22 protein-coding genes and 1 pseudogene are annotated in these 20838 nt (G+C 62.9%); 6 read left to right on the top strand and 17 right to left on the bottom strand.

The genetic code is table 11. The annotated features are described in order from the left end of the window. Positions 1-276: 276 nt before the first annotated feature. Positions 277-1350, bottom strand: coding sequence for a low temperature requirement protein A (locus P0648_RS04820; RefSeq protein WP_276248416.1), 1074 nt, complete (start codon positions 1348-1350; stop codon positions 277-279). Between the two features lie 95 nt (positions 1351-1445). Next, a complete protein-coding gene (locus P0648_RS04815; protein ID WP_277505411.1) occupies positions 1446-3389 on the bottom strand; it encodes a bacterio-opsin activator domain-containing protein in 1944 nt (647 codons plus the stop codon). Between the two features lie 228 nt (positions 3390-3617). Between P0648_RS04815 and P0648_RS04810 the strand changes: the two genes are divergently transcribed. The 3 genes from P0648_RS04810 to P0648_RS04800 all read left to right on the top strand — a co-directional run bounded on the left by P0648_RS04810 (position 3618) and on the right by P0648_RS04800 (position 7489). Then, positions 3618-6857: a PAS domain S-box protein gene (locus P0648_RS04810; protein WP_277505408.1), complete on the top strand. Its 3240-nt coding sequence runs from the start codon at positions 3618-3620 to the stop codon at positions 6855-6857. A gap of 103 nt (positions 6858-6960) precedes the next feature. Further along, complete coding sequence (locus tag P0648_RS04805) at positions 6961-7287, top strand: HalOD1 output domain-containing protein (protein WP_277505406.1); 327 nt, start codon at positions 6961-6963, stop codon at positions 7285-7287. A 52-nt stretch (positions 7288-7339) separates the two neighbouring features. Further along, entirely contained in the window at positions 7340-7489 is a 150-nt protein-coding gene (locus tag P0648_RS04800) for a hypothetical protein (protein ID WP_276248420.1), read from the top strand. A 29-nt stretch (positions 7490-7518) separates the two neighbouring features. On the opposite strand, the gene P0648_RS04795 is transcribed toward P0648_RS04800, so the two are convergent. From P0648_RS04795 to P0648_RS04770, 6 genes are all read right to left on the bottom strand, one after another. Beyond that, on the bottom strand, positions 7519-8070 hold the full coding sequence (locus P0648_RS04795) for a hypothetical protein (RefSeq protein ID WP_276248421.1): 552 nt from the start codon (positions 8068-8070) through the stop codon (positions 7519-7521). A gap of 65 nt (positions 8071-8135) precedes the next feature. Next, positions 8136-8438 (bottom strand): hypothetical protein, encoded by a 303-nt coding sequence (locus P0648_RS04790; protein WP_276248422.1) that lies wholly within the window; start codon positions 8436-8438, stop codon positions 8136-8138. A 54-nt stretch (positions 8439-8492) separates the two neighbouring features. Continuing rightward, positions 8493-8780, bottom strand: a complete 288-nt coding sequence (locus P0648_RS04785; RefSeq protein WP_276248423.1) for a winged helix-turn-helix domain-containing protein — start codon at positions 8778-8780, stop codon at positions 8493-8495. Between the two features lie 20 nt (positions 8781-8800). After that, positions 8801-9403, bottom strand: a complete 603-nt coding sequence (locus P0648_RS04780) for a protein sorting system archaetidylserine decarboxylase (protein ID WP_276248424.1) — start codon at positions 9401-9403, stop codon at positions 8801-8803. A gap of 51 nt (positions 9404-9454) precedes the next feature. Next, a complete protein-coding gene (locus tag P0648_RS04775; RefSeq protein ID WP_276248425.1) occupies positions 9455-10000 on the bottom strand; it encodes a metal-dependent hydrolase in 546 nt (181 codons plus the stop codon). Between the two features lie 50 nt (positions 10001-10050). Then, positions 10051-10629 carry a hypothetical protein gene (locus P0648_RS04770; protein ID WP_277505402.1) on the bottom strand — a complete coding sequence of 193 codons (579 nt, stop codon included), beginning with the start codon at positions 10627-10629 and terminating at the stop codon, positions 10051-10053. Positions 10630-10767: 138 nt separating this feature from the next. Here P0648_RS04770 and P0648_RS04765 point away from each other — a divergent pair, with 138 nt between their 5' ends. Further along, positions 10768-11004, top strand: a complete 237-nt coding sequence (locus tag P0648_RS04765; protein WP_277505401.1) for a helix-turn-helix domain-containing protein — start codon at positions 10768-10770, stop codon at positions 11002-11004. A gap of 39 nt (positions 11005-11043) precedes the next feature. Here the strand turns inward: P0648_RS04765 and P0648_RS04760 are convergent, their stop codons facing one another. Further along, entirely contained in the window at positions 11044-11214 is a 171-nt protein-coding gene (locus P0648_RS04760) for a hypothetical protein (RefSeq protein ID WP_277505400.1), read from the bottom strand. 52 nt (positions 11215-11266) lie between these two features. Further along, a complete protein-coding gene (locus tag P0648_RS04755) occupies positions 11267-12595 on the bottom strand; it encodes a cytochrome P450 (RefSeq protein WP_277505399.1) in 1329 nt (442 codons plus the stop codon). A gap of 99 nt (positions 12596-12694) precedes the next feature. Between P0648_RS04755 and P0648_RS04750 the strand changes: the two genes are divergently transcribed. Continuing rightward, positions 12695-14809, top strand: a complete 2115-nt coding sequence (locus P0648_RS04750) for a CocE/NonD family hydrolase (protein WP_277505398.1) — start codon at positions 12695-12697, stop codon at positions 14807-14809. On the opposite strand, the gene P0648_RS04745 is transcribed toward P0648_RS04750, so the two are convergent. The 4 genes from P0648_RS04745 to P0648_RS04730 form a co-directional block, all read right to left on the bottom strand. Continuing rightward, positions 14806-15726: a hypothetical protein gene (locus P0648_RS04745; RefSeq protein WP_277505397.1), complete on the bottom strand. Its 921-nt coding sequence runs from the start codon at positions 15724-15726 to the stop codon at positions 14806-14808. The two genes, P0648_RS04750 and P0648_RS04745, sit on opposite strands and share 4 nt — an antisense overlap. A gap of 64 nt (positions 15727-15790) precedes the next feature. Then, on the bottom strand, positions 15791-16795 hold the full coding sequence (locus tag P0648_RS04740) for a lipid II:glycine glycyltransferase FemX (RefSeq protein WP_277505395.1): 1005 nt from the start codon (positions 16793-16795) through the stop codon (positions 15791-15793). A gap of 291 nt (positions 16796-17086) precedes the next feature. Next, the gene (locus P0648_RS04735; protein WP_277505394.1) at positions 17087-17341 is read right to left on the bottom strand and encodes a hypothetical protein; all 255 of its coding nucleotides are present in this window, start codon (positions 17339-17341) and stop codon (positions 17087-17089) included. Between the two features lie 92 nt (positions 17342-17433). Next, positions 17434-18708 (bottom strand): transposase, encoded by a 1275-nt coding sequence (locus tag P0648_RS04730; protein WP_277505393.1) that lies wholly within the window; start codon positions 18706-18708, stop codon positions 17434-17436. A 53-nt stretch (positions 18709-18761) separates the two neighbouring features. Between P0648_RS04730 and P0648_RS04725 the strand changes: the two genes are divergently transcribed. Then, positions 18762-18899 carry a hypothetical protein gene (locus P0648_RS04725; protein ID WP_277505390.1) on the top strand — a complete coding sequence of 46 codons (138 nt, stop codon included), beginning with the start codon at positions 18762-18764 and terminating at the stop codon, positions 18897-18899. Between the two features lie 76 nt (positions 18900-18975). Here the strand turns inward: P0648_RS04725 and P0648_RS04720 are convergent. The 3 genes and pseudogenes from P0648_RS04720 to P0648_RS04710 all read right to left on the bottom strand — a co-directional run. Further along, a pseudogene (locus P0648_RS04720) lies at positions 18976-19156 on the bottom strand (hypothetical protein); the annotation flags it as partial. After that, entirely contained in the window at positions 19153-19926 is a 774-nt protein-coding gene (locus tag P0648_RS04715; RefSeq protein ID WP_277505389.1) for a P-loop NTPase, read from the bottom strand. The gene P0648_RS04715 and the pseudogene P0648_RS04720, both read right to left, overlap by 4 nt. A 195-nt stretch (positions 19927-20121) precedes the next feature. Then, positions 20122-20583, bottom strand: a complete 462-nt coding sequence (locus P0648_RS04710; protein WP_277505388.1) for a hypothetical protein — start codon at positions 20581-20583, stop codon at positions 20122-20124. Positions 20584-20838: the final 255 nt, after the last annotated feature.

The raw sequence follows: 20838 nt of genomic DNA, 5'->3' as shown, positions 1-20838 counted from the left end.
CCCAGTCAACGTCGATATATCGAGGAGAAGACCACATGCTGGGAGAACTAACCGCCACACTAGAAAGTTGGTGTCGTCCAGAATGAGACGAATAGTTCAGACCAGGAAACTTCGACACCATCCCCGTGATGGTTATTTGAAACGGATACCCTCGAATCGAGTGCCATTGAACGGAGTGTGACTCTTGCGGACAGTGCCGTCGCGTTCGACGTGACGGTCGTCACCGAGCGGGGAACGACCGAATTGACGGTCGTGGTGTAACCGAGAGAACAACCATCACTCAACTGCCTGTCTGCTCGCCCGAAGTTCACGCCGGTGAGCAGACCACAGCGTCTCGTAAGCGGCGAGCCCGCAGAACAGCACCGTGAGCGCCGCGAGGGCGACAAATGCAGGAATCTGTAGGGCGACGAGGATCAGCGCGAGCGAGACGAGCGAGACGACGAGGCGGAGGACGCTCACCGTGCGGTGGTCGCGGTAGCGAAACGCGTTGTGTCCGAGGAGGTAGAGCGCGCCGCCACCGAACAGCGCGACGGCGGGAATCAGGGCGAGTGCGTCGTTCACGTGGGCGATGGTCTGCTCGATGCCGAGGGCGATGAAGATGATGCCACCGACCATCGAGAGGTGGATAAAGCTGTAGGAGTCGCGGGCGAGCACCGTCCGCTCGTAGTCGTCGGTCACCGAGGCCAAACGGCGTTCTGCGGCGAGGACGATGTAGTCGAAGTAGAGCCACCAGAGGGCGATGACGAACGTGATACCGAACAGTGCGGCGAGGAGGACGGCGAGCGAGAGGGCGAGGCCCTCCGCGCCGACGCCGAAGTCGATGGCGATGGCGAGCACCCAGAGTGCGCCCTGAAGGAGGCCATCCGTGAATCCGGCGACGAGGAGCAATGCGGGGCCGCCGAGGAACCCCGGAGTTACGCGAAGGACCGCACTCCGCGTGTCGGGTGGGGTGGCGACGGCGTAGAGGACGACGTGCAGGGTGCGGACGACGACGTAGGCGACGCCGAAGAGAATCGCTGTTTCCTCGAACGCCCCGGGGACGGCGAGGACGACGACGAGCATCGCGGCCATCGCCGCGAGGATGACCAATCGGGCGGGCAGGACGTCCTCTGCAGGGACCGCGTCGGTCAGCCAGGAGTAGCCAACCCACGCCCACCAGAGGATGGCGAGTATGGCCGCGCCGCGAAGCACGCCCGGCCAGGTGAGGTCGTGGGCGAGGAACGCAGTCACCTGCGTGAACGAGAAGACGAACACGAGGTCGAAGAAGAGTTCGAGCGGTGTGACGGCCTGTTCCTGTTCGGCGGCGTCTTCGGGTTGGACTGGTGGAGAGGATGGGTCGGCGGCGCTCATCGTCGATTCCTGCTCAATCTATTCGCGTGCTGTCTGCATCTAGTTACTGAGAGGTGTGACACGCTGAGGGGTGAGGTGTGTACCGTGGAAAGCGGCTACAACTCGTCGAACAGCACTTCGAACACCTTTCGCTCGGCGATGCGCAGGTGCTGGGAGAACGTCGGGTGGGAGATGCCGAGTAACGAGGCCATCTCGGAGCCGGATTTGGCCCGCGGCCAGTCGAAAAAGCCGGCGAGATAGGCCATCTGGAGGACGTCGTGCTGGCGGTCGGTGAGTTTCGTCTCGACGCCGGCGAGGAAATCGACGGACGAGCGGCGCTCGCGCTGGGTCTTGCGCTGGGCGACCAGCGACAGTTCTGCGAAGTTCGATTCGATGGCCGCAACGACGGCTGCGACGTCGGTTCCGGTGGGCAGTTCGACGATGACGCGAACCTCGCCGTCGGCTGAGATGACCTGCTTGACCGTGCCGCCGTAGTCGCCGACGAGGTCTACGACGGACTCGCCGTCGTATTCGAGCTGGACGACGTGCGACGACTCGCTTTCGGAGACGACGGAGACGGCGAACTCGTCGGGACTTCGCGACGCGAGGTCGGCGAGGGTCTCTGCGTCGATGCCGTGGACCGTGATGAACTCGACGAGCGTGCCGTCGTCGCGGCGGACGAACCCGTCGAGGGAGAATTGTGCTTCGATATGTTGGGCGGCGCGCACGAGGAAGTCCTCCTGGTCGGTCAGGACGAATTCGAGTTCCGTGACGGTATCCGTCATGAGCGCCGTCCGGGCTTCTGCGGCGTTCATCGCCGCGGCGACGGTCTGGCCAAGTTCTGCGAACACCGACTTCTCGACGCGGTCGAAGGCGTTCGGTTCGTCGGCGTACAGCGCGAGGACGCCGTAAATCTGGTCGTTGTAGACGAGCGGCGTGGCGAGCGCAGACCGAAAGCCCTGGTCTAAGGCCGCCTCGCGCCAGAGCGAGGCGACACTGTCCGCGGTGATGTCCATCGCCACCTGCGATTCGCGTTCGAGAATGGCGGTTTTCGCCGTGACGCCGCCGTCGAACTTGCCCGCAGTCGGTCGCGCTTCGAGGTACGACTGCCCCTCTCCGGCCCACGCCGTGGGTTCGACGCGGTCTGCGGCGACGTGGTACTCGCCGATCCACGCGAACTGATAGCGGTCGTCCTCGATGAGGCGTTCGCAGACGGTCTGGGCGATTTCGAGTCGCGTGGTCGCTTGCACGAGCCCTGCGTTCACGTCTCTGATGACCCGGTTGATGTGATTCAACCGCCGGAGGCGTCTGGCCTGCTCTTTGCGGGCGTCTTCGCGCCGCCGTCGCACCGAAACGTCCCGGCCGATGCCACATACTCCCCAGGGGTTGCCGTCGTCGTCGGTGAGCAACGCGCCCGTGAACTCGATAGGAATGGTCCTGCCGTGTTTGGTCACGAGGTCGGCTTCGACCTTCGCCTGCCCGTCGTCGACGATTTGGTGGATGGTTCGCCTGACCAGCGCGACGTCTTCGCCGAAAAAGTCGGTCGGCCCCATGTGTCTGACTTCCTCGTCGGTGTAGCCGGTCACGGCCGTCACGTTCGCGTTCCAGCGCCGGAAGGTCCCGTCCATGTCGAACAGGAAGAAGATGTCAGGGAGCGATTCGATTGCCGCCTCGAGTTCGAGTGTGTCGCGCATCGACCGCTGGTGGCCGACCGCCCGGGCGAGGTGTTCGATGCTATCTCGCGTTGGCTCACTCGCCGGGAGACACTGGGTCGCCCCCGCGGCGAGTGCGTCAGCCGCATCGCGTTCTGCCTCGTAGCGGTAGAGAATCGGCAACGCAGGGTTACTCGCTCGGGCTCGCTCAACGAACGCGTGGTCGTCGCCGCCGGGAACTGAATCGACGACGAGGACGCCGCGAAATGTGGTGAGTGCCGAGCGTGCCGGGGCCTCGTCTGTGACCACGCGAACCGAGAGGTCGTGGTGGTCTGTGAGTCCCTCCGCGAGGACCGACGCCCGCTCCGAACGGCCAACGAGTAAGACGGCGGGGGCTGTCTGCGCCATCACCGTCTAGCCAGGGGACACAACCGTTTAACACATCGGCCTTCGACCCGCATGTCATCTGCGTGAACAGACGCCGGTAGAAATGACAGCTGTTGTGGGTATACGCCCGACGTGCCGGAGGTTCCACGGACCGTCCGACGACACCCGTCTATTCGATTGTTAACATGACGAACCCCCTGGTTTTTTAGTTCAGTTCGGAGAGAGTGTACTAAACAACAACGTGTCGTGATGTTACAAAATTCACATATTCTATACGTCACCGATGCGCAAGCGGGGGCCGACGCTGACGCGGTGCGGACGCACCTCGCCGAGCGACGAGCGGACGCCCACGTAGCAGTCGCCACCGTAGCGGAGGGGAAACGCATGGTCGAAGCAGGGGCCACGGACGCAGTCGTGACCGATTTCGACGGGTTCGCCAACCTGTCGTCGGCGTGCGCTGACCTACCTGTCGTCGTGTACGCGAGCGACCCCGCACCCGATGCCGTCGAAGCGGCGTACGACGCGGGCGTCACGGCCGTCGTCGAACGAACCGAAGCGAGCGGCGCGATTCTCGCGGCAACGCTCGACCGTGTGCTGTCTGCGGACGGGGGCGAGGGGTCGCTCGACCCGGCGAACGGATCGCACCTCGACGCCATCGTCGAATCGGCCTCCGATTGCATCGTCACCATCGACGCGAACAGCACCATCCAGTTCGTCAACTCGGTCGTCGAAACCGTGTTCGGCTACGACCCGGAGGCACTCGTCGGGGAGCCGCTGACGAAACTGATGAGCGATTCGCTCGCCGAACGCCACCTCGGAGCCATCGACCGCTATCTCGACACCGGGGAACGCCACTTCGACTGGGGGTACGTCGAACTGCTCGGCCAGCACCGCGACGGTCACCAGATTCCCCTCGGGGTCTCGTTCTCCGAGTTCGAGCGCGACGGCGAGCGCTACTTCACGGGCGTGCTTCGCGACATCACCGACCGAAAGCGTGCAGAGCGGCTCAGACGGCGGCGAAAACGCCAGTTCGACGCCGTGTTCAACGACCCGTTCACGTTCTTCGCGCTGCTCGACCGCGACGGAACGGTCCGAAACGTGAATCGACCAGCACTCGACTTCGCCGACGTGGACGTGGCCGACGTTGCCGGAAAACCGTTCTGGGAGTGCCCGTGGTGGAGCCACTCGCCCGAGTTGCAGTCGAAACTCGAAGCCGAACTCGAACGGGTCAAAGCGGGGGAGTACAGCAAGTTCGAAGCCACCCACGTCAACCCTGCGGGCGAGACCATAACTGTCGATTTCCAGGCCCGGCCCGTGGTCGACGGCGACGAAGTGACCGGTATCGTCGCGGAAGGTCTCGACATCACCGAGCAAAAGCGGCTTCAGGAAGAGTTGCGCCACCAGCACATCCTCAACCAGCGGGTCATCGACACCGCACCCGTCGGCATCGTCGTCATCGACGAGTCGGGCAACATCGAGCACATCAACGACCGGGCGGTGGACATCGCCGGCGTCTCGCGCGACCGACTGGAAGGCGGGGCGAGCGAGTTCAGTTTCACCGACGACGAAGGGAACCCGATTCCCGAGGCCGACCTCCCGTTCAGAACCGTCCTCGAAACGGGAACCACGGTGTACGACGTCGAGCTGGGCGTCATCCGGCCGGACGGCAGTCGAATCTGGCTCTCGCTGAACGGGTCGCGCCTCCTCGCAAACGACGGCGAAACCGTCCGAGGCATCTTCACCTTCGAGGACATCACCGACACGAAGCGACGAGCCACCCGACTGGAAGCGCTCACCGAAAAGGCCCAGCAGTTGCCCGAGGCAAAGACGGCGACCGCGGTCTGCGAGACCATCGTGGACGCCGCCGCGGACGTGCTCGACCTGCCCTACTCCTACATCCTTCGCTACGAGGAAGCCGAGGGCACCCTCGAACCCGCCGCCCAGACCGAGGGCGTCGCAGCCCTCGTCGAGTCACCCATGCTCGGCGACCTCGGCGAGAGTCCCGTCTGGGAGGTGTTCATCCGCGACGAAGCGACCGTCCTGTCCGAGGGGGACCAGCGAATCCCAACAGCGTCTGCGATACAGAGCATCGGCATCTTCCCGCTCGGGGAGTTCGGCGTGTTCGTGACCTGCTCGCCCGACGCAGACGGTCTGCGAGAGACGGACCTCCTGCTCGCAGACATGCTCTGTGCGAACGCGCGCTCGTCGCTCGCACGCGCGGCGCGAGAGGCAGACCTCAGACGCCAGCGCGACACGCTCGAACGCAAGAACAAGCACCTGGCGCGGGTAAACCGCATCAATCGAGCCATCCGCGACATCACGAAGGTGCTCATTCAGGCGGAAACCAAAGAAGAAATCGAGTCGCTCGTCTGCGAGAAGTTGGCCGCCATCGACCCCTTCGCGTTCGCCTGGGTCGGCCACCAGGACCTCGCGACTGATACGATCACGCCAGTCGCCTCGGCGGGCGACGGTGACGGCTACCTCGACCGCGTCCAGATTGCGACGGACGGTTCGACCACGGGCGGGTGTCCGGCCGGGCGTGCCCTGCGGTCGAAACAACCCCAGGTGCTGAACAACATCCTGACCGACGTCGACGCCGAACTGTGGCGCGAAGAGGCGCTGTCTCGGGGGTTCAGGGCGAGCATCGCCGTCCCGCTCGTCTACCGCGACACGGTGTACGGCGTGTTGAACCTGTATTCGAGAAAGCCACTCGTGTTCGAGCAGATGGAGCTGTCCGTTCTCACGGAACTCGGCCAGTCCATCGGCTACGCGATGAACGCTCTCGAACGAAAGCGGGCGCTCGTGAGCGAACGGTCGGTCGAACTCGACTTCGTCTGTGGTCCCCTCGACTCGCCCCTCTTCGGGTTCGTGGACGGATCGCTGGGAACGTTCGAACTGGAGAACGCAGTCAGACGACTCGACGGGAACGTCCACCTGTTTTTCGACGTGCGGGGCATCGACCCGGACGACCTGCGAGCGCACGTGACGGCGTCGCCCGCCGTCGAACAGTTCGCGCTCATCGCCGCGGACGACGACGGCTGTCGCTGTGAGTGTACCGTCCGCGACGACACGCTCGTCTCCTCGCTCGCAGACCGCGGGGCGAGTCTCGACCACCTGTGCGTAACCGCCGACACCGCGACGCTGACCGTACGAATCCCACAGAGCGCAGACGTTCGGGACATCGCCGCCCACCTCGAATCGACCGTCGGCGGGGTGGAACTGCGAGCGAAGCGGGAGTTCGACACACCGGTCATGACGACACAGGAGTTCGAAAGCGAAGTACGAAATCGGTTGACACAGCGCCAGGAGGAGGTTATCAAAACCGCCTACTTCAGCGGCTTTTTCGAGTGGCCACGAGAGAGCAACGGCCAGGACGTCGCGGAGATCCTCGGCGTGACCCAGCCAACAATCAACCGACACATTCGAGCAGGCGAACGGGCGCTGTTCGGCCTCCTGTTCTCGGGAGACGACCCGTGGAAGGCGGAGTGACGGCCCGAGATTGCTGATTTACTATCGTAAATTCGCCGCGTCCTGAGACTTACATATCAACAGTCAAGTGATTTGATGGTTGTCCACCGATAGTAAAGCGGAGATGAACGACACGGTGCGGGTAACAGGGCAACGGGCGCGGCGACCGGTCAGCGAACTTCTCGTACACGCACTCGCGAAGTGGGGTCGGGTAGCCCCACACGAACTCGACGTGTGCATTTACGATTACGTCGACCCAGAGGCGCTCGACCAGTTGTTTACGCCACCGCGTGTTGGCCTCCCTCGACGAGGAACGGTGACGGTTCCACTGGAAACCGTCGTCGCCACCATCGACGTTGGGCGCGACGATGCCGTCGAGATAACTATCGAGCCGCAGGTGTCGAAGACTGGCGCGTACACGCACTCGACAGTAGCGGGCAACAGTGACTGAACAGGGCGTGACGACACACCGTGGTCGCGTCGATGACAGCCGTGGGAGTACTATGGAATACGACAACATACAGAAACGAGAGACACACGAACTGATTTACACCGAATACGAGGACGAGTTTCGCTCGGTCGCCGTCATCGAGGACCCGGAGTTGCTCGATGCCTGGCTCCTCTCGACACACTACGTCCCGATAGAGCAGTGAACTGACGCTCCATTTTCGCGAATCCTGCGTCAATAGTAGCTCCCGCCATCGGTCGTCGTCGTCCCGTTCGTCTGCCGGACTGGCGTTCCGTCGGGACGGAGAACCCACCAAACGTCGTTTACCCCCTGCCCGTTCGCATCACCGGGGTTCTCGTCGGGGGCAAAGTAGTAGAGTGGCCATCCGGCGGCGGCGACCTGCGTCGATCCCTCCCCCCGGTCGAACGTGGTGAGGGCCGCGCTGACGGCTGGCGCTTTCGTCGGTGATTCGCTCACGGTAAGCGGCGGCCACGTCTCTGCACACGACCCGCTGCAAGTGCTTGAGGGGTCACCCTCGGTATCGCTGTCGAACATGTAGAGCGTCATTCCCTCCGGACCGACGAGAATGTCGCCGAGGTCCGGATGGGAAGCGACCTGCACGGTTTCTTCGGCGGTGCCGTCAGCGGTCGTCGTCGTGTCGGCCATCGTGGTGGGTTCGGCTGTCGTCGACTGAGTCGTCGTCTCGCCACCACCTGACCCGCCGACACAGCCGGCGAGCGCGCTCGATGCGGCGACAGTGAGAAACAGGCGTCGTGAGAGTACCATGTCTAGAACGGCGACGATTCGTGCAAAGAACGTTGTCCGAATTTCGTCCAAAATTCGTCCAATCTTCACGCCCAGGTGATACGTGCGAGGTAGGCGAGGGCCACCAGTTCGAGGCCACACAGCAGCGTCATGCCCACCTGCACGTCGGTTCCCGCGTTGGTGAACCAACCGATGAAATCGGGGTGGACGAGGTAGAAGGAGAGCCAGAGGAGGTTCTCGACGAAGAGGAAGGCCGCAAACACGAGCAACCCACGGGTGTGGTCTGCGCCGTGACGCCGGAAGTTTCGGAGCCAGACCGAGCCGAGGACTACCAACAGGAGAATGTTCACGGCGGCGGCGACGCGGGCCGCCTCAAGCCAGATGCTCATCGCTTCCTCGTAGGGGTGTCGTAACCATAGGTGCTGTCCAAAATTCGTCCGAACTCATGGGTCCTCCGTGTCCACCACGGCGAGTACCTCCTCTACGACCGTCCAGTTCGATTTGAGCTGGTCGGTAAACAGGTAGACGGCGGCATAGTCGTCGTCGGTTCGTCTGACGACGTTGTTCTTCAACAATACGTCCAGATGGTGGCGAATCGTCGTGTAGTCGAGGTCGAGGGCCGTCGCGAGTTGGTTCGCGTTTCGAGGGCGCTCTGCAATCGCTTTGACGATACGCACGCGCGTCGGGCCGCCCCGAGAACTCGCGAGTACGTACCAGAGAACGCCCTCCATTGATACTGCTGTTTTTCCGATTACTCCTTAAATCCGCGTGCGAGCATCGACGACCCCGCCCGGACGCGGTCACCCTGCTCGACGGTGAGCATCTCTTCTGTAACGTCTGGCGGCAAGAGCACGTCCGCCCGACTGCCGAAGGAGATGTGCCCGATGCGGTCGCCTTTCTCGACGGTGTCGCCTACCTCCACGTAGGGGTGGATGCGCCGGGCGAACCAGCCGGCGATGAGGACGACGGTGTAGTCCTCGAACTCGATGTGGAGCTGTTCGTTGTTGTCCGATTCCTTCGAGAAGGCGAGTTTGTAGCCACCTGGCTTGTGCGTGACCGACTGGACGGTTCCGGCGAGCGGAGCGCGATTGACGTGGACGTCACGGGCGCTCATGTACGTGCCAACGCGGACCTGGTCGCCCTCGCGGCGGATGACCGACACCTTGCCGTCGGCGGGGGCGGCCACGCCCGTCTCGACGATGTCGCGCTCTGGGTCGCGGTAGAATAGCAGGACGGAACCGGAGAGCAGGAGGCCAAAGAGCGCCCCGATGGGAGAGAAGATGGTCGCCGCGAGGCCCGCGAGGAACGCGACGACGGCGAACTTGAGTCCGTCGGGGGCGAGTCCAGGAGTCATACGAGCGAATTGCGTCGCGGTCGGTATCAAAGCCGTGTTTCGGCCCGGGAATCACGCCGGGAAGAAGTCCGGGACTTGTTTGCGGATGACAGTGTAGACCACCGAGAGCGCGATATTGACGATGAGCAGGTAGAACAGCGCCCCCGTCGCGACGACAAAGGCGGGTATCGAGAACAGGATGCAGAGTGCGAGGTCCTCGGGTGAGCCGTCGTATCTGACCCCGCGGGTAGGCGGAATCCAGCGGTCTGCGGGATGGAGAAACACGGCTCGCGTCGAGGGGCCTTCCCACGGGTGGGCCTCCGCGCCGCCGCCGAAGATGTCCGAAATCGAGTGTACCCACGCAAACGCGAGGAAGGTGAACAGGCCAACGACGAGTTGCGAGGGGACGAGGATGACCAGCACCGCGAGCGGGAGCGCGGCGACGCCGAAGTAGACTGGGAAGTGGAGCGTCTTTCGGTGTTCGAACACGACGTCGAAGTCCGGGAAAATGCTCGCCACGACGGCGACGCCGAGGACGAGCGTGGTGTAATCGGGGAGGAGGGCGGCGAGGCCGTACGCGAGCGACAGGCCGAGCGCGATGTGGGTCGTCGTCATCATCGAGGCGTCTACCGGGTGTAGGGCAGCGAGCGACAAAGCAGTTCGTTCGGTCAGTCGTCAGACTGCGACCGATTGGTCTGGGAGATGGTCCGGGCGACTTCAGAGCGGTGGACTTCGACGGTGCGGGTCTCACCCTCGGTGGTGATTTCGACGGTAACCATGTCGCCGGGCGTGTTGCGCGTCTTGAACGTCGCGACGGCGACGAACACGTAGGCGAACGCGATGATGGTCCCGAGGAAGTAGAGGCCGACGACGACCAGCGTGAGGTCGGGATTGCCCGTCGTCGCGCCGTTCCACCAGTAGGGATAGGCGAACTGGAACAGGGCGACGCCGACGAACGCGAGCATACTCCCGCCAAGGACGCCACGCAGCGCCCCCTTCTCGGTCGGGAGGGCGATGACGACGCCGAGCAACAGCGCGGGAATCGCCACGCCCGCGAGGACGCCCGCGAGTTTTCGGGCCTCGAACACGCTCCAGCCGAACGACTCGAAGACCGACGTCGTCGCCATCGCGATGGCCGAGAGGAGGCCGACGGTTCCGGCCACGAGAAAGAGGACGCCGAGGAGCAGTCGGCGCGTGTTCCCCTCCGACTGCTCGCGCTTGCTGTAGGCGTCTGCGATGCTCTCCATACGGCTTCGTACACGCGAGAGAACAATAATGACACGTCAGACGCACGTCAGACGGCTAGCGAGGCGCGGGCAGCGACCACCTATTTTCGACAATTGTTGAATAGTAGTTTTATTATCGTCGAAATACGAGTGGCTGCAATGAGTTCGAATCACGCTGCCGTCGCACCGAATCGTCGACCACTGCCCGCGCAGTTGGCCTCACCGCGAGCGAAACTCGTCTACCTCTACCTCCGAACCGAACAGGAAGCGACGATAGACGACCTTCACGAGGCACTCGGCATGGCGCACATCTCGCTGTATCCGATTCTCAGAAAGCTCGCCAGTCGGGGCTTCGTCGAGACGGAGGGCGACCAGTACTGGTTGCTCGAAGAATAGTGGGTTCCGGCTAGCGCGTCTGCAACGAGTCGAACCAGGTCAGTACGTACCGATGAATTCCCTGAGCGCGTAGACGATAGCGATCGTTGCGACCGCGATGCCAATCGTTCCGAGCGTTTGGTTTCGCGGGACGACCGACGTCTCTGCGACGACGAGTAGCGCAACAAGTATCACGAGTACCGAAAAAAGTCGCTCAGTACGGGCTGTCATATCCAATCTTGTTGGACTGTGGACATTAAGTGTTCGGTTGGAGTGTCTGCCCTCACCGTCTCCGGACGCGAACACGAATCCCATCCTTCGGTCGCAGCGTAATCGCCGGGTCGAGTTCGAGCGGTTTTGTCGAGACGGCTTCGACGTCGAACTGTTGGAGAATCGTCCCGAGGACGAACTTCGCTTCGAGCATGGCAAACCGGTCGCCGATGCACCGCCGCGGCCCGCCGCCGAACGGGAAGTAGGCGAACGCGGGCAGTTCGCGCTCGAAGGCGGGCGTCCAGCGGTCGGGGCGAAAACTGCGCGGATCGGAGAAGAATCGCGGGTCGCGGTGGATGACCCACTGGTGCATTCCGACCGTCGCGCCGACCGGGATGTGGTAGCCGCCGATTTCGTCGTCCGTGAGCGGTTCGCGAAGCAGGCCGTACACTGGCGGGTAGAGGCGCATCGACTCCTTGAGCACCTGGTCTGTGCGCGTCATCGCCTTCACGTCGGCCATCATCGGCGGGTGGCCAGCGAGCGAGTCGAGTTCCGCCTGCACCTCCGCGAGCACCGGTGGGTGGCGCGTGAGCAGGTCGAACGTGTACGAGAGGGCGAGCGCCGTCGTCTCGTGGCCGGCGAGGACGAGCGTCAGCACCTCGTCACGGAGATTCTCCTCGGGGACGCCTGCGTCGAGCAAGCGCGAAACCACGTCGTCTGCGCCCTCGCGGGTCCCGGCGTTTCGCTCGCGGATGATGTTCGCGACGACGGCGTCGAGGGCCTTCGCCGCCCGGTGGAATTCGAGGTTCGTCCGGGTGGGCAGCCAGTCGGGCACTTCGAGTGGCAGGCGCGAGGAGCGCCGGAACTGCTCCATGACCGTCTCCAGCGCCTCGCCGATTTCCGTCGATTCGCGGCGAATGTCCACCGAGAACAGGGCGTCGGCGACGATTTCGAGCGTGAGGCGCATCATGTCCTCGTGAACATCTCTGACTTCCTCGTCGGCCCACTCTTCGAGAAGGCGTTCAGTGTAGCCCGTCATCATCTCCGCAAACGCGGCGATTCGCTGGGGGTGGAAGGCGGGTTCGAGTCGGTGGCGTTGCTCGCGCCACGCCGCGCCCTCGCTGTTCAACAGGCCCTGGCCGAGTAGGCGCAGTTCGTACTGGAACAGGTCGCCCTTGCGGTAGTTCTGGTTGTTCTCGACGAGGACGTACTTCACTAGGTCCGGGTGGTTGAGCTGGTAGAAGGGCATCCCCGCGAACTCGAGGTACACCACGTCGCCGTAGGCCCGGGCCGCGTGGGTCATGTACGAGAGGGGGTCGCGACCGAACTGGAGGCTGTTGCCGACCACCGGCAGTCCGGTCGGACCGGGTGGTCTGGCGTCACGATTCTCCACGAGAGACATGCGCCCCAATAGGGCTCGTTCGCGCATGACTCTTTCTCAGAACGTTTTGATGGCGTTGTCAGAGGGCCTTTTGTGCGACACCGAGAGTCGCAAACGAATATGACTCGAGATGCAGGCGACCGGAGGCTCTCACGACGACGAGTGCTCCAGACATCGGGCGCGCTGGCTGGCGTATCGCTACTCGGTCTCTCCGCGACACCAGCCGCTGGGGCCGCCTACGAGACGACGACGGGGAAAAGCGAACCACAGTACGAGAAACTCCCAGCAGAAGACCACTACGTCGAGACGGAGTTCGTCGTAGACGGCGAGACGGAGACACCCACCCTCTACGGGTCTATCATCTGCCCGGACACGGACGAATCCGTGCCGGTTATTGCCACCTACTCGCCGTACAACGACATCCGCAGTCCGCAAGGCGAGGCTGGCAGCACCGCAGCGGACGGCGTCGCAGACTACTTCGTCCCGCGAGGCTACGCCCGGGCGATGTTCGACGTGGTGGGCACGCGCAATTCCGAGGGCTGTTACGACTACGGGGGCATCCGCGAGCGAAAGACGGCCGCGCAGGTCGTCGAGTATCTCGGCACCCGCGAGTGGTCCTCGGGCAAAGTCGGCATGATTGGGGGGTCCTACGACGGCACGACCCAGCTTGCAGCAGCCATCGAAGACCCGGACCATCTAACGACCATCATCCCGCAGGTGGCCATCGACCGCTGGTACGACTACGCCTTCGGCGGGGGGATTCGCTACTTCCTGAACAACGAGTATCCCACCGACGAGGGATTCGACACGCCGCTGGCCTTCGACTTCGGGTTCGGCCTGATTCCCCCGATGAACGGCGGTGACACCGACCAGTTCACGAGCACGTTCGGCGACCGCATCACGCCGTGTGACGAAATCGAGCACACGAATCGCGCCTACGAATTCGACCCGGTCTACGACGCGTTCTGGGACGAACGCGACTACCGGGCGAAGGCCGAGAACGTCTCGTGTTCGGTGTTCATCGAAGGCGGGTGGCTCGACCACAACGTCAAACACTGGGACTCGACGCGATTCTTCATGGCGCTCCCCGACGATGTGCCCAAAAAGCTGGTCATGGGCCAGTGGAACCACGCGGCGAGCCAGTTCGAAGACGCACAGGACATCCGTCACGCCTGGTTCGACTACTGGCTCAAGAGTCTCGACACCGGTGTGATGGACCTGCCGCGAGTGGACACGCAACTCAACACCGGCGAGCGCATCCAGCAGGCAGACTGGCCGCCCGAAGGAACCCGCGACGTCGAAGTCTCGCTCACCCGCACTGCGAGTGCGGACCCGCTCGAACTCGGCCTCGAGGGGACGAGCATTCCAGTGTACGACGACGTGACGCCGCCGGTCACCGAAGAGGAGATGTTCTCGGGGTCGAATCGCGGCTATCTCACCTTCAAGGCGGGACAACTCGCCGAGTCAGTGCGCATCTCGGGCAGTCCGTTGCTCGACCTGCTCGTCGCCTCGTCTGACGATTCGACGCACTTCACGCCCGTCCTGTTCGACGAAGCGCCCGACGGCAGCACGGAAGTCATCACCCGAGGCTTCCTGAACGCGCGTAATCGCGACGGCCTCGACCAGTCAGAACCCGTCCCCACAGACGACACCTACCGTGCCCCGGTCGAACTGTGGGACATCGATTGGGAACTGCCCGCGGGCCACCGTCTCGGACTGGTCGTGGCCTCCGACAACGCAGACTGGGCGCTCGACGACCCTGACGGCGAGAGCACAAACGAACTCCTCCTCGACGCCGGCGGCGCAGACGGGTCGCGTCTTTGCTTGCCCGTCAGTGAAGGCGACGCCCGCGCAACCACGCTTTCCGTCTCGGGAACGCGCGAAGACGACGGCTCCGTGTTCACGGGCGGGCAGACGAATCAGATAGCCCTCACCGTCGAGGTGTCAGCGCCGGCCGTCGTCCGCGACTACGTCCCCGGCGGCTGGACCGTCCTCGACGTGGGTGACGTCTCCCACACCGGACCCGCCGGCGACGGGCAGGGCCAGTACGTCTACTTCGACACCGACCCGGCCGAGACGGTCGCTGTCACCTACTTCGTCGAAGCGCCCGCAGGGGCGACGGCGACCGGGTCGTACGACTTCGGCCCTGTCGAAGCGCGGGCAGCGGCTGGACAGGTCTGGCTCGGCGTGAATGGGACGACGGACGAAAATACGGTCGTGGGTCAACAGACCTAGACGCGACGGGTCAGCATGTCGACGACGTTGTGTCGGATGGCCTGAATCCGGTCTACCGTCTTCGCGCCGTCTGCGAGAACGGGATACGACACGTCGAGGGGTCTGTACAGGTAGTCGTGGAACGACCCGCTGTCGGTGCGACGGATGCCGAATCTGATACCCTCCTGCATCGCGTGCTGGCGCTCGGTGAGCACGGTCGTCACCCGGTCTTCGATGTCGTCGAGCCGTTCCCACGCGGCATGGAGGTCGGCGTACGACCGCCGGTAGAACGGTTCACTTGACACGTCGTCGAGTTCTTCCTCGGCCGACTCCAGCAGCGCGGTCGCGTCTTCGAGTTCCTCCAGTTCCCGGTCCAACGTCCCGAGCATCGCGTCGCGCTGGTCGCGGGCCAGTTCGGCCTGCTGGACGAGCGCCTGCTTCAGCGGCGGGGTGAGTTGTGTGCCGTGCCTCACCGCGCGCGCGAGTTCGTCGCCGAACTCCATCGCCATGTGGACTTCGAGCGATTCGTCGTACTCTTCTGTGAAGTGGGGGACGGTCATCACCGTCTCCTCGAACGCCTCGCGCACCTCGCGGATGGACTGGTCTGCCGACTGGACGTTGGCGACGGTCATGCCACTCGTCTGGACCTGCGTCGTTACCTGTGAGACACTGATTCCGGACAATCGCCGGAGGAACCGTGTGTACGCATCGCGCTCTGTCCGCGTCCGCGACGATTCGGTCTCGCAGACCCGTCTCGCCTGACCGAGATAGAGCGCGACGGCAACGAGCGCGAGGGTGAGAATCCCCGCGCCGAGATAGAATAAAAGGTCGCCCAGCTGCTCCGCCCCTGCACACTCGAATGCCTGACACCACGCAGCGTCGCCCATTTGTGGGCTGCGCGTGTACACCGCGCTCGCCGTGACCCCCGTTGAAACCATGTTGGACTATAACACGGTCTACTGGCGCATAATCGTTGTGTCAGCGGTGGCTATTGTCAGGCACTCACGAGAGTAGTTTGTAGATGCCAGCGACCACGGCCATCTCTTGGCTTGCCCGCTCGATGTTGAAGTACGGTCGTAACACCGGGTTGAACTTCGATTTGTACTGGTTTATCTGCTGGACGTTCGCCCCCGCGAAGTCGTACCACGTCAGGCCGTTTTCCACGCCGTCGGCCATGATCTTCCAGTCGAGCAGGTCGTTGACCGGGACGTCTAATCCCGGCGTCGCCCCGCCCAGCCACACACAGATGGTGTCGCCAAAGGAAACGACGATGTTGCCACCCGCGTAGGTCCCATCGACGTGGGCTTCGTAGGGCAGCACGCTCCCCGCGGGAAGTCTGCGGTAGAGTTCCATGACGAGTTCTGGCGTCACTTCGAAGCGTTTGTCTTGCTCTACGTGACGTGCTTTCACCTGCGTGATGATGCGCTCGATTGCGTCCTCGCCGCCGACCGTGACGGTGGCCTCGTTGGCCTCCGCCTTGCGAATGTTGGTCCGAGCGTCACCACTGAACTGTGCCAGCAGGTGGTCTTTCCCGCCCGTCAAATCGACGTGGTAGGTGTAGCGCGGCAAGATATCGAACCCGTGCCAGATGTATGGACGGATGTCCTCGTAGCCGACGGCGCTTCGAATGTTGAGATACCGCGACCGAACCGTCTCTTCTAAGTACTCGAGACAGCCGTCGACGAACTCCTGATGTCTGGCTTCGAGCGTTCGCTGGCGAAGGTGGCTGCTGTTGAGGAGCACCGGCCCGAGGTACGGGATTTTGAGCCCCGCGGGCGGTGAGAAGGCGACGGTGAGCCCGAACACCGACTTGACGAACACCGGAAACAACCCCACGACTTCCTCTCCCTTCCGTCCAACGAGCAACTCGAGCGTCGTCCGCGAGTGTGCGGCGAGCACGTCGAGCACTTCGAGCTGGTGGAAGAACGTCCCCTGGGGAGACGCGGCGACGTAGTCGTTCCATCGCTGCTGGTCTGCGATTGATGCGAGTTCGACCTGAACAGTCATGCGTCCCCTCCACTGGGACGGCGTCGGATGCTCACGATACCGAGCGACGATTTCATTGTTTGATATGTCGCCCAAGAACGACATTGTTAGGCGGGATTTACCCGGCCGTTCGTGCGGTTAAGAGCGGCCAACTTATCAAAATTGCAGTATTACGGCCGAAGAGGCTAATCGGATGGTGACACCACCGAACCATCGATAATCGCCCGTTATCTCACGGTTACTGAGCAGGACAGTGTCACCAACTGACCCGGCAACCGCATCCCGCGTCGCGCCGCCGTTGACGCGACGCTATTAATCGTCGAACCCCCACTCTTGGGCACGCGTCGCGGCCTCCTCGCGTGCCTGGCGCTGGATGGCTTCGATTTTCTCGTCGTCTGCGAGAAACGCCTCTACAGCACCGAGTTCGCGCTCTGCAGGGTCCGCCGCGCTGTCGCGTCGGTCCGACGGTGCCGCCTCCCGCGTGCGGGCCGCCAGGTCCGGGTCGCCGGCGAGGCGGTCCGCGGGTAACTCGGGCGGGACGGTCAGGTCGGTTGCGGCGTGGGCCACCGCGAGAATGTCTTCCTGGAGTGAGAACAGCGAGACGCTATGACATCCTCCCTGGCGTGAACGCCGGGGTTTCCTCGCGCTGGGGGTATCGCTTACCGACCCACGGAGGCAACTTGCGGGTTCGTATGCTCCTCGTTGGGAACTGAGCGTGGTGACTCTGACCATGAATGGTCGTCCCACTTGAGGCATACAGGCCGTGCCATCGACCGTGGTACCGTCGTCTGCCGTCTCAAGAACGTCTCCGACGCGGTGAGGTCTGCGTGCCCCTCGAATCCACACGGACATGTCAGCGTGTCTCTGTGGCGCGTCGTATCCTCAGTCGAACCGCAATTCGGACACTCCTGACTCGTCCACGCCTCCGACCGAGCATCCACTGAAATGCCGTATTCTTCGGCGGTACACGCCAGTCGATTCACGAACGCTCTGAACGCCCAGAAATTGTGCGTCTTTGCGTTCGTCTCTACCGACCAGTGTGTCTCCAACACGTCGGTTAAATCACCCACGTACACTGTCGAAACGCCATCTTCGTACAGGCGTTTGATGAGGTCACGGACGAGTGCGTCTTGCGCGTGGTCACGTCGCTTGGTACGCCGGTCGTACAGGCGTCGGATGCGGTGACTACTGTATCGGCCATCCTCCAACAGTGATTGGAGGCGGGCAATCTCTCGCGTCGTCTCGCGGAATCGCTTGAACAGGTCGCGTCCTTCGTACAGGTATTGTTGGCCGGTTGTGGTTGTGCAAGCGACGAGGTTGTTCGCACCAATGTCCAGAGCGGCTTCTTCCGAAGCCAGTGGGTGTGCCAGCCGAGAAGTGTCGATAGTGACTGGCTGAAAGGCACTGAACGTCTGTGCTTGCTCGTCGTAGAACAACTCTAACCGACCTTGCTTGTCGTACTCTTTCCAGTTGGGGTCGCCCCGAACTTCGAGGCGGAGACGTTCGCGGTGTCCAAGACCGTACTCGTCTTTCAGGTCTTTCCCGACGAGAATTTCGAGCCGAGAGTATTCGCCCCACTCAACGGAGTACGACGTGTTGCGAATGTACGTGCGGAGTTCGCGTCCGTCTTCTGCGTTGCCCCAGAAGCCGGGTTTGCCGTTGGCTTCGCCCTTCTTCTTGAGGCTGAAGAACGACTTCCACGCTTCGCGGTTTTTGCGTTCAATTTGCTGAACCGTGGACGCGCCGAGAATACCGCCGTAGCGCCCGCGATACTCGCTGATTTTCCAGACATCGCCGTCTGGGTCGGCGTAGTGTTCGCGGCGTTCGTAGGTGATTTCGTTCCAGAGAGCGGCAGAAGCGTCCAACAGGCATCGAAGCAACTCCTCGTCCTCGGCGGACTGCGGAATCACCTCAAACGTGTTGGCTCGCTTCATCAACTACGGGTTGTATCCGAACACACAAAAGTGTGGGGTTTATGTGTTATTGTATGGTCGAAGTTCGCATCGAGTTTGACGACGACGAACAGTACAAACGACTGAAGGAACTGAAGAAGCACCGTGGACTGACGTGGAAGGGCTTACTTCTCGAAGGCGAGAAGAAAGTCAGGGAAGATACCCCGGAGTAAGCGTCGAACATAGTCTGTGAAATATAGTGTCGGATTCACGCCCGCCCTAAAGGGCGGGACTCTCTCCTTGATTCAGGTAGGCGAGAACTGGAATCCCATCTTCGAAGGTCACGACGCCCCTGCCCGCCTGGTCGAGCAGCAGCGAATCTTGCGGGACGAGGACGGCGTAGCCAGTTAGCTCTCGGTCGAGCGCCGAGCGGCGCAGAAACGTCTGCGACAACTCGTGATTTCACCAGGTCTCCACGCGGAAGCCTCATGGGGTCTTTGGAATCACCGCACTGCGAAAGCGGTCTGCCACAGCGTCCGATTCGCCGGCCTGCACCTCGATGGTCGCAGCCGCCTCGCGGTAGGCGTCCGCAGCGACCGAGTCGGGGGCGTGAGCGAGCAGCGGTTTTCCGGCACGGCGGGCCGCCCGCGCCGACTCGCTCGCCGGAACTGTCGCGAGAGTCGGGCCGTCGAAGTACCGTTCGGCCTGCGTTGCGATGCGGCCGATACCCACCTCGTCTCGTACCTTATTGAACAGGACGCCCGCGGTGCCCGTCCCGTACGAGCGGGCGTACTCCTGGACCTTGAGCGCGTCAGAGAGTGCGGGAATCGTCGGTTCCAGGACGACGATGATGCGGTCTGCGAGCACGATGGGCAACACCGCACTCTTGCTGTCGAGTGCCGCTGGCGAGTCCAGAAGAAGCACGTCGGTGTCCGCGGCCAGTTCGGCGACGACGTGTTTGAGCCGGTGTGGGTCTGCGGCCTCGAAATCCGCGAGATTCGTCCCGCAGGGAACGACCTTCATCCCAAACCGCTCGTAGACCGCCGCCTCGACCGGCGCTGGGTCGTCGCTCAACAGCACGTCGTGCAGCGTCGTTTCGACGTCAGCGAGTCCGGCGTGAAACAGCAGGTTCGCCATGCCCGTATCCGCGTCCACGACGGTCACGTCGTACTCGGCGGCGAGCGCCATCCCAAGCGCCAGCGTACTCGTCGTCTTGCCCGTGCCGCCTTTTCCGCTCGCAACGGCGAACGCCTCGACCATTGTATTCAGTTCGATTGGCATGAAGGATAAACGTTCGCACATTCCGACCATTGTGAACACACGACCACCACGTTCCACTCACTCGATAGCATGCTGTGGATTCGACCGGGCTAACCGGAGCTACGAACCGGCGTCTTGGCTGGGACGTGGCGGATATTCGAAAGGATTCTACTGGGTATCGAAACCGGGCCGTGCTCACCGGAGCAACTGCTTGAGCGGTGGCGTCCCGGTTCGGTTGACCGCTTGCAGACGTTCGCGCGCTGAGTAGCGTGCTTCTCGCAGGTCGCGGGGGGACACGTCCTCGCCACGAGCACGATTCCGGCAGAGCGCGTAGAGTTCGTCGACCGCCTGCTGGTACTCCACGACATGCTGGACGCACTCGAGGGCGGACCGCAGCGCAGCCGGTTCGGGGGGTTCTTCGAGAAGCTGGTAGAAGTCGGCCGTCGAACCGGCCGCCGACCCGATGCCGATGAGCGGCACGGACGCGTAGGTGCTGAACGCGTCTGCGCCGGGAACCGACAAGGAGAGGACGACCACGTCTGTGTCCGCATCTGGTCCGACGGACACGTCCGTAATCGACTCGACTGTTGTCACGTCGTGGTCCGCGAGGGCCTCGGCTACCACGACACTGGTGGCGCTTTCAGCAACAACGACCACATTCACAGGTCTACGTCTCCCCCGGACGGCATAGATGTTTGGGAGTTCTCATTAGGTTATCCCAACCAGGAAAGTGCCGTGAGAGAAATTGGAGAGAAGGCCGCTTCTCTACAGGCTGTCGTTAATAAATCGTATTTCGCGATAGGAAATCCAATCAACTGGGCTCGAAGAACCATCGCTTCTGTGCGTCACCGGTACTCGTGACGGTGCGAATGCGGGTCAGAACACATGTCAACGAGACACGTATTCGGCCAT

The organism is Haladaptatus sp. DYSN1 (assembly GCF_029489995.1).
In the GTDB taxonomy this organism is placed as follows: Archaea; Halobacteriota; Halobacteria; order Halobacteriales; family Halococcaceae; genus QDMS2.
Note: the sequence above shows the minus strand (reverse complement) of the source record. Positions and strands in the feature narration are given on the sequence as shown.

What these genes read in the sequence shown, in the direction of transcription:
- P0648_RS04820 (WP_276248416.1), bottom strand. Translation starts at nt 1,350, where the DNA reads ATGAGCGCCGCCGACCCATCCTCTCCACCAGTCCAACCCGAAGACGCC.
- P0648_RS04815 (WP_277505411.1), bottom strand. Translation starts at nt 3,389, where the DNA reads ATGGCGCAGACAGCCCCCGCCGTCTTACTCGTTGGCCGTTCGGAGCGG.
- P0648_RS04810 (WP_277505408.1), top strand. Translation starts at nt 3,618, where the DNA reads ATGTTACAAAATTCACATATTCTATACGTCACCGATGCGCAAGCGGGG.
- P0648_RS04805 (WP_277505406.1), top strand. Translation starts at nt 6,961, where the DNA reads ATGAACGACACGGTGCGGGTAACAGGGCAACGGGCGCGGCGACCGGTC.
- P0648_RS04800 (WP_276248420.1), top strand. Translation starts at nt 7,340, where the DNA reads ATGGAATACGACAACATACAGAAACGAGAGACACACGAACTGATTTAC.
- P0648_RS04795 (WP_276248421.1), bottom strand. Translation starts at nt 8,070, where the DNA reads ATGGTACTCTCACGACGCCTGTTTCTCACTGTCGCCGCATCGAGCGCG.
- P0648_RS04790 (WP_276248422.1), bottom strand. Translation starts at nt 8,438, where the DNA reads ATGAGCATCTGGCTTGAGGCGGCCCGCGTCGCCGCCGCCGTGAACATT.
- P0648_RS04785 (WP_276248423.1), bottom strand. Translation starts at nt 8,780, where the DNA reads ATGGAGGGCGTTCTCTGGTACGTACTCGCGAGTTCTCGGGGCGGCCCG.
- P0648_RS04780 (WP_276248424.1), bottom strand. Translation starts at nt 9,403, where the DNA reads ATGACTCCTGGACTCGCCCCCGACGGACTCAAGTTCGCCGTCGTCGCG.
- P0648_RS04775 (WP_276248425.1), bottom strand. Translation starts at nt 10,000, where the DNA reads ATGATGACGACGACCCACATCGCGCTCGGCCTGTCGCTCGCGTACGGC.
- P0648_RS04770 (WP_277505402.1), bottom strand. Translation starts at nt 10,629, where the DNA reads ATGGAGAGCATCGCAGACGCCTACAGCAAGCGCGAGCAGTCGGAGGGG.
- P0648_RS04765 (WP_277505401.1), top strand. Translation starts at nt 10,768, where the DNA reads ATGAGTTCGAATCACGCTGCCGTCGCACCGAATCGTCGACCACTGCCC.
- P0648_RS04760 (WP_277505400.1), bottom strand. Translation starts at nt 11,214, where the DNA reads ATGACAGCCCGTACTGAGCGACTTTTTTCGGTACTCGTGATACTTGTT.
- P0648_RS04755 (WP_277505399.1), bottom strand. Translation starts at nt 12,595, where the DNA reads ATGTCTCTCGTGGAGAATCGTGACGCCAGACCACCCGGTCCGACCGGA.
- P0648_RS04750 (WP_277505398.1), top strand. Translation starts at nt 12,695, where the DNA reads ATGACTCGAGATGCAGGCGACCGGAGGCTCTCACGACGACGAGTGCTC.
- P0648_RS04745 (WP_277505397.1), bottom strand. Translation starts at nt 15,726, where the DNA reads ATGGTTTCAACGGGGGTCACGGCGAGCGCGGTGTACACGCGCAGCCCA.
- P0648_RS04740 (WP_277505395.1), bottom strand. Translation starts at nt 16,795, where the DNA reads ATGACTGTTCAGGTCGAACTCGCATCAATCGCAGACCAGCAGCGATGG.
- P0648_RS04730 (WP_277505393.1), bottom strand. Translation starts at nt 18,708, where the DNA reads ATGAAGCGAGCCAACACGTTTGAGGTGATTCCGCAGTCCGCCGAGGAC.
- P0648_RS04725 (WP_277505390.1), top strand. Translation starts at nt 18,762, where the DNA reads ATGGTCGAAGTTCGCATCGAGTTTGACGACGACGAACAGTACAAACGA.
- P0648_RS04715 (WP_277505389.1), bottom strand. Translation starts at nt 19,926, where the DNA reads ATGGTCGAGGCGTTCGCCGTTGCGAGCGGAAAAGGCGGCACGGGCAAG.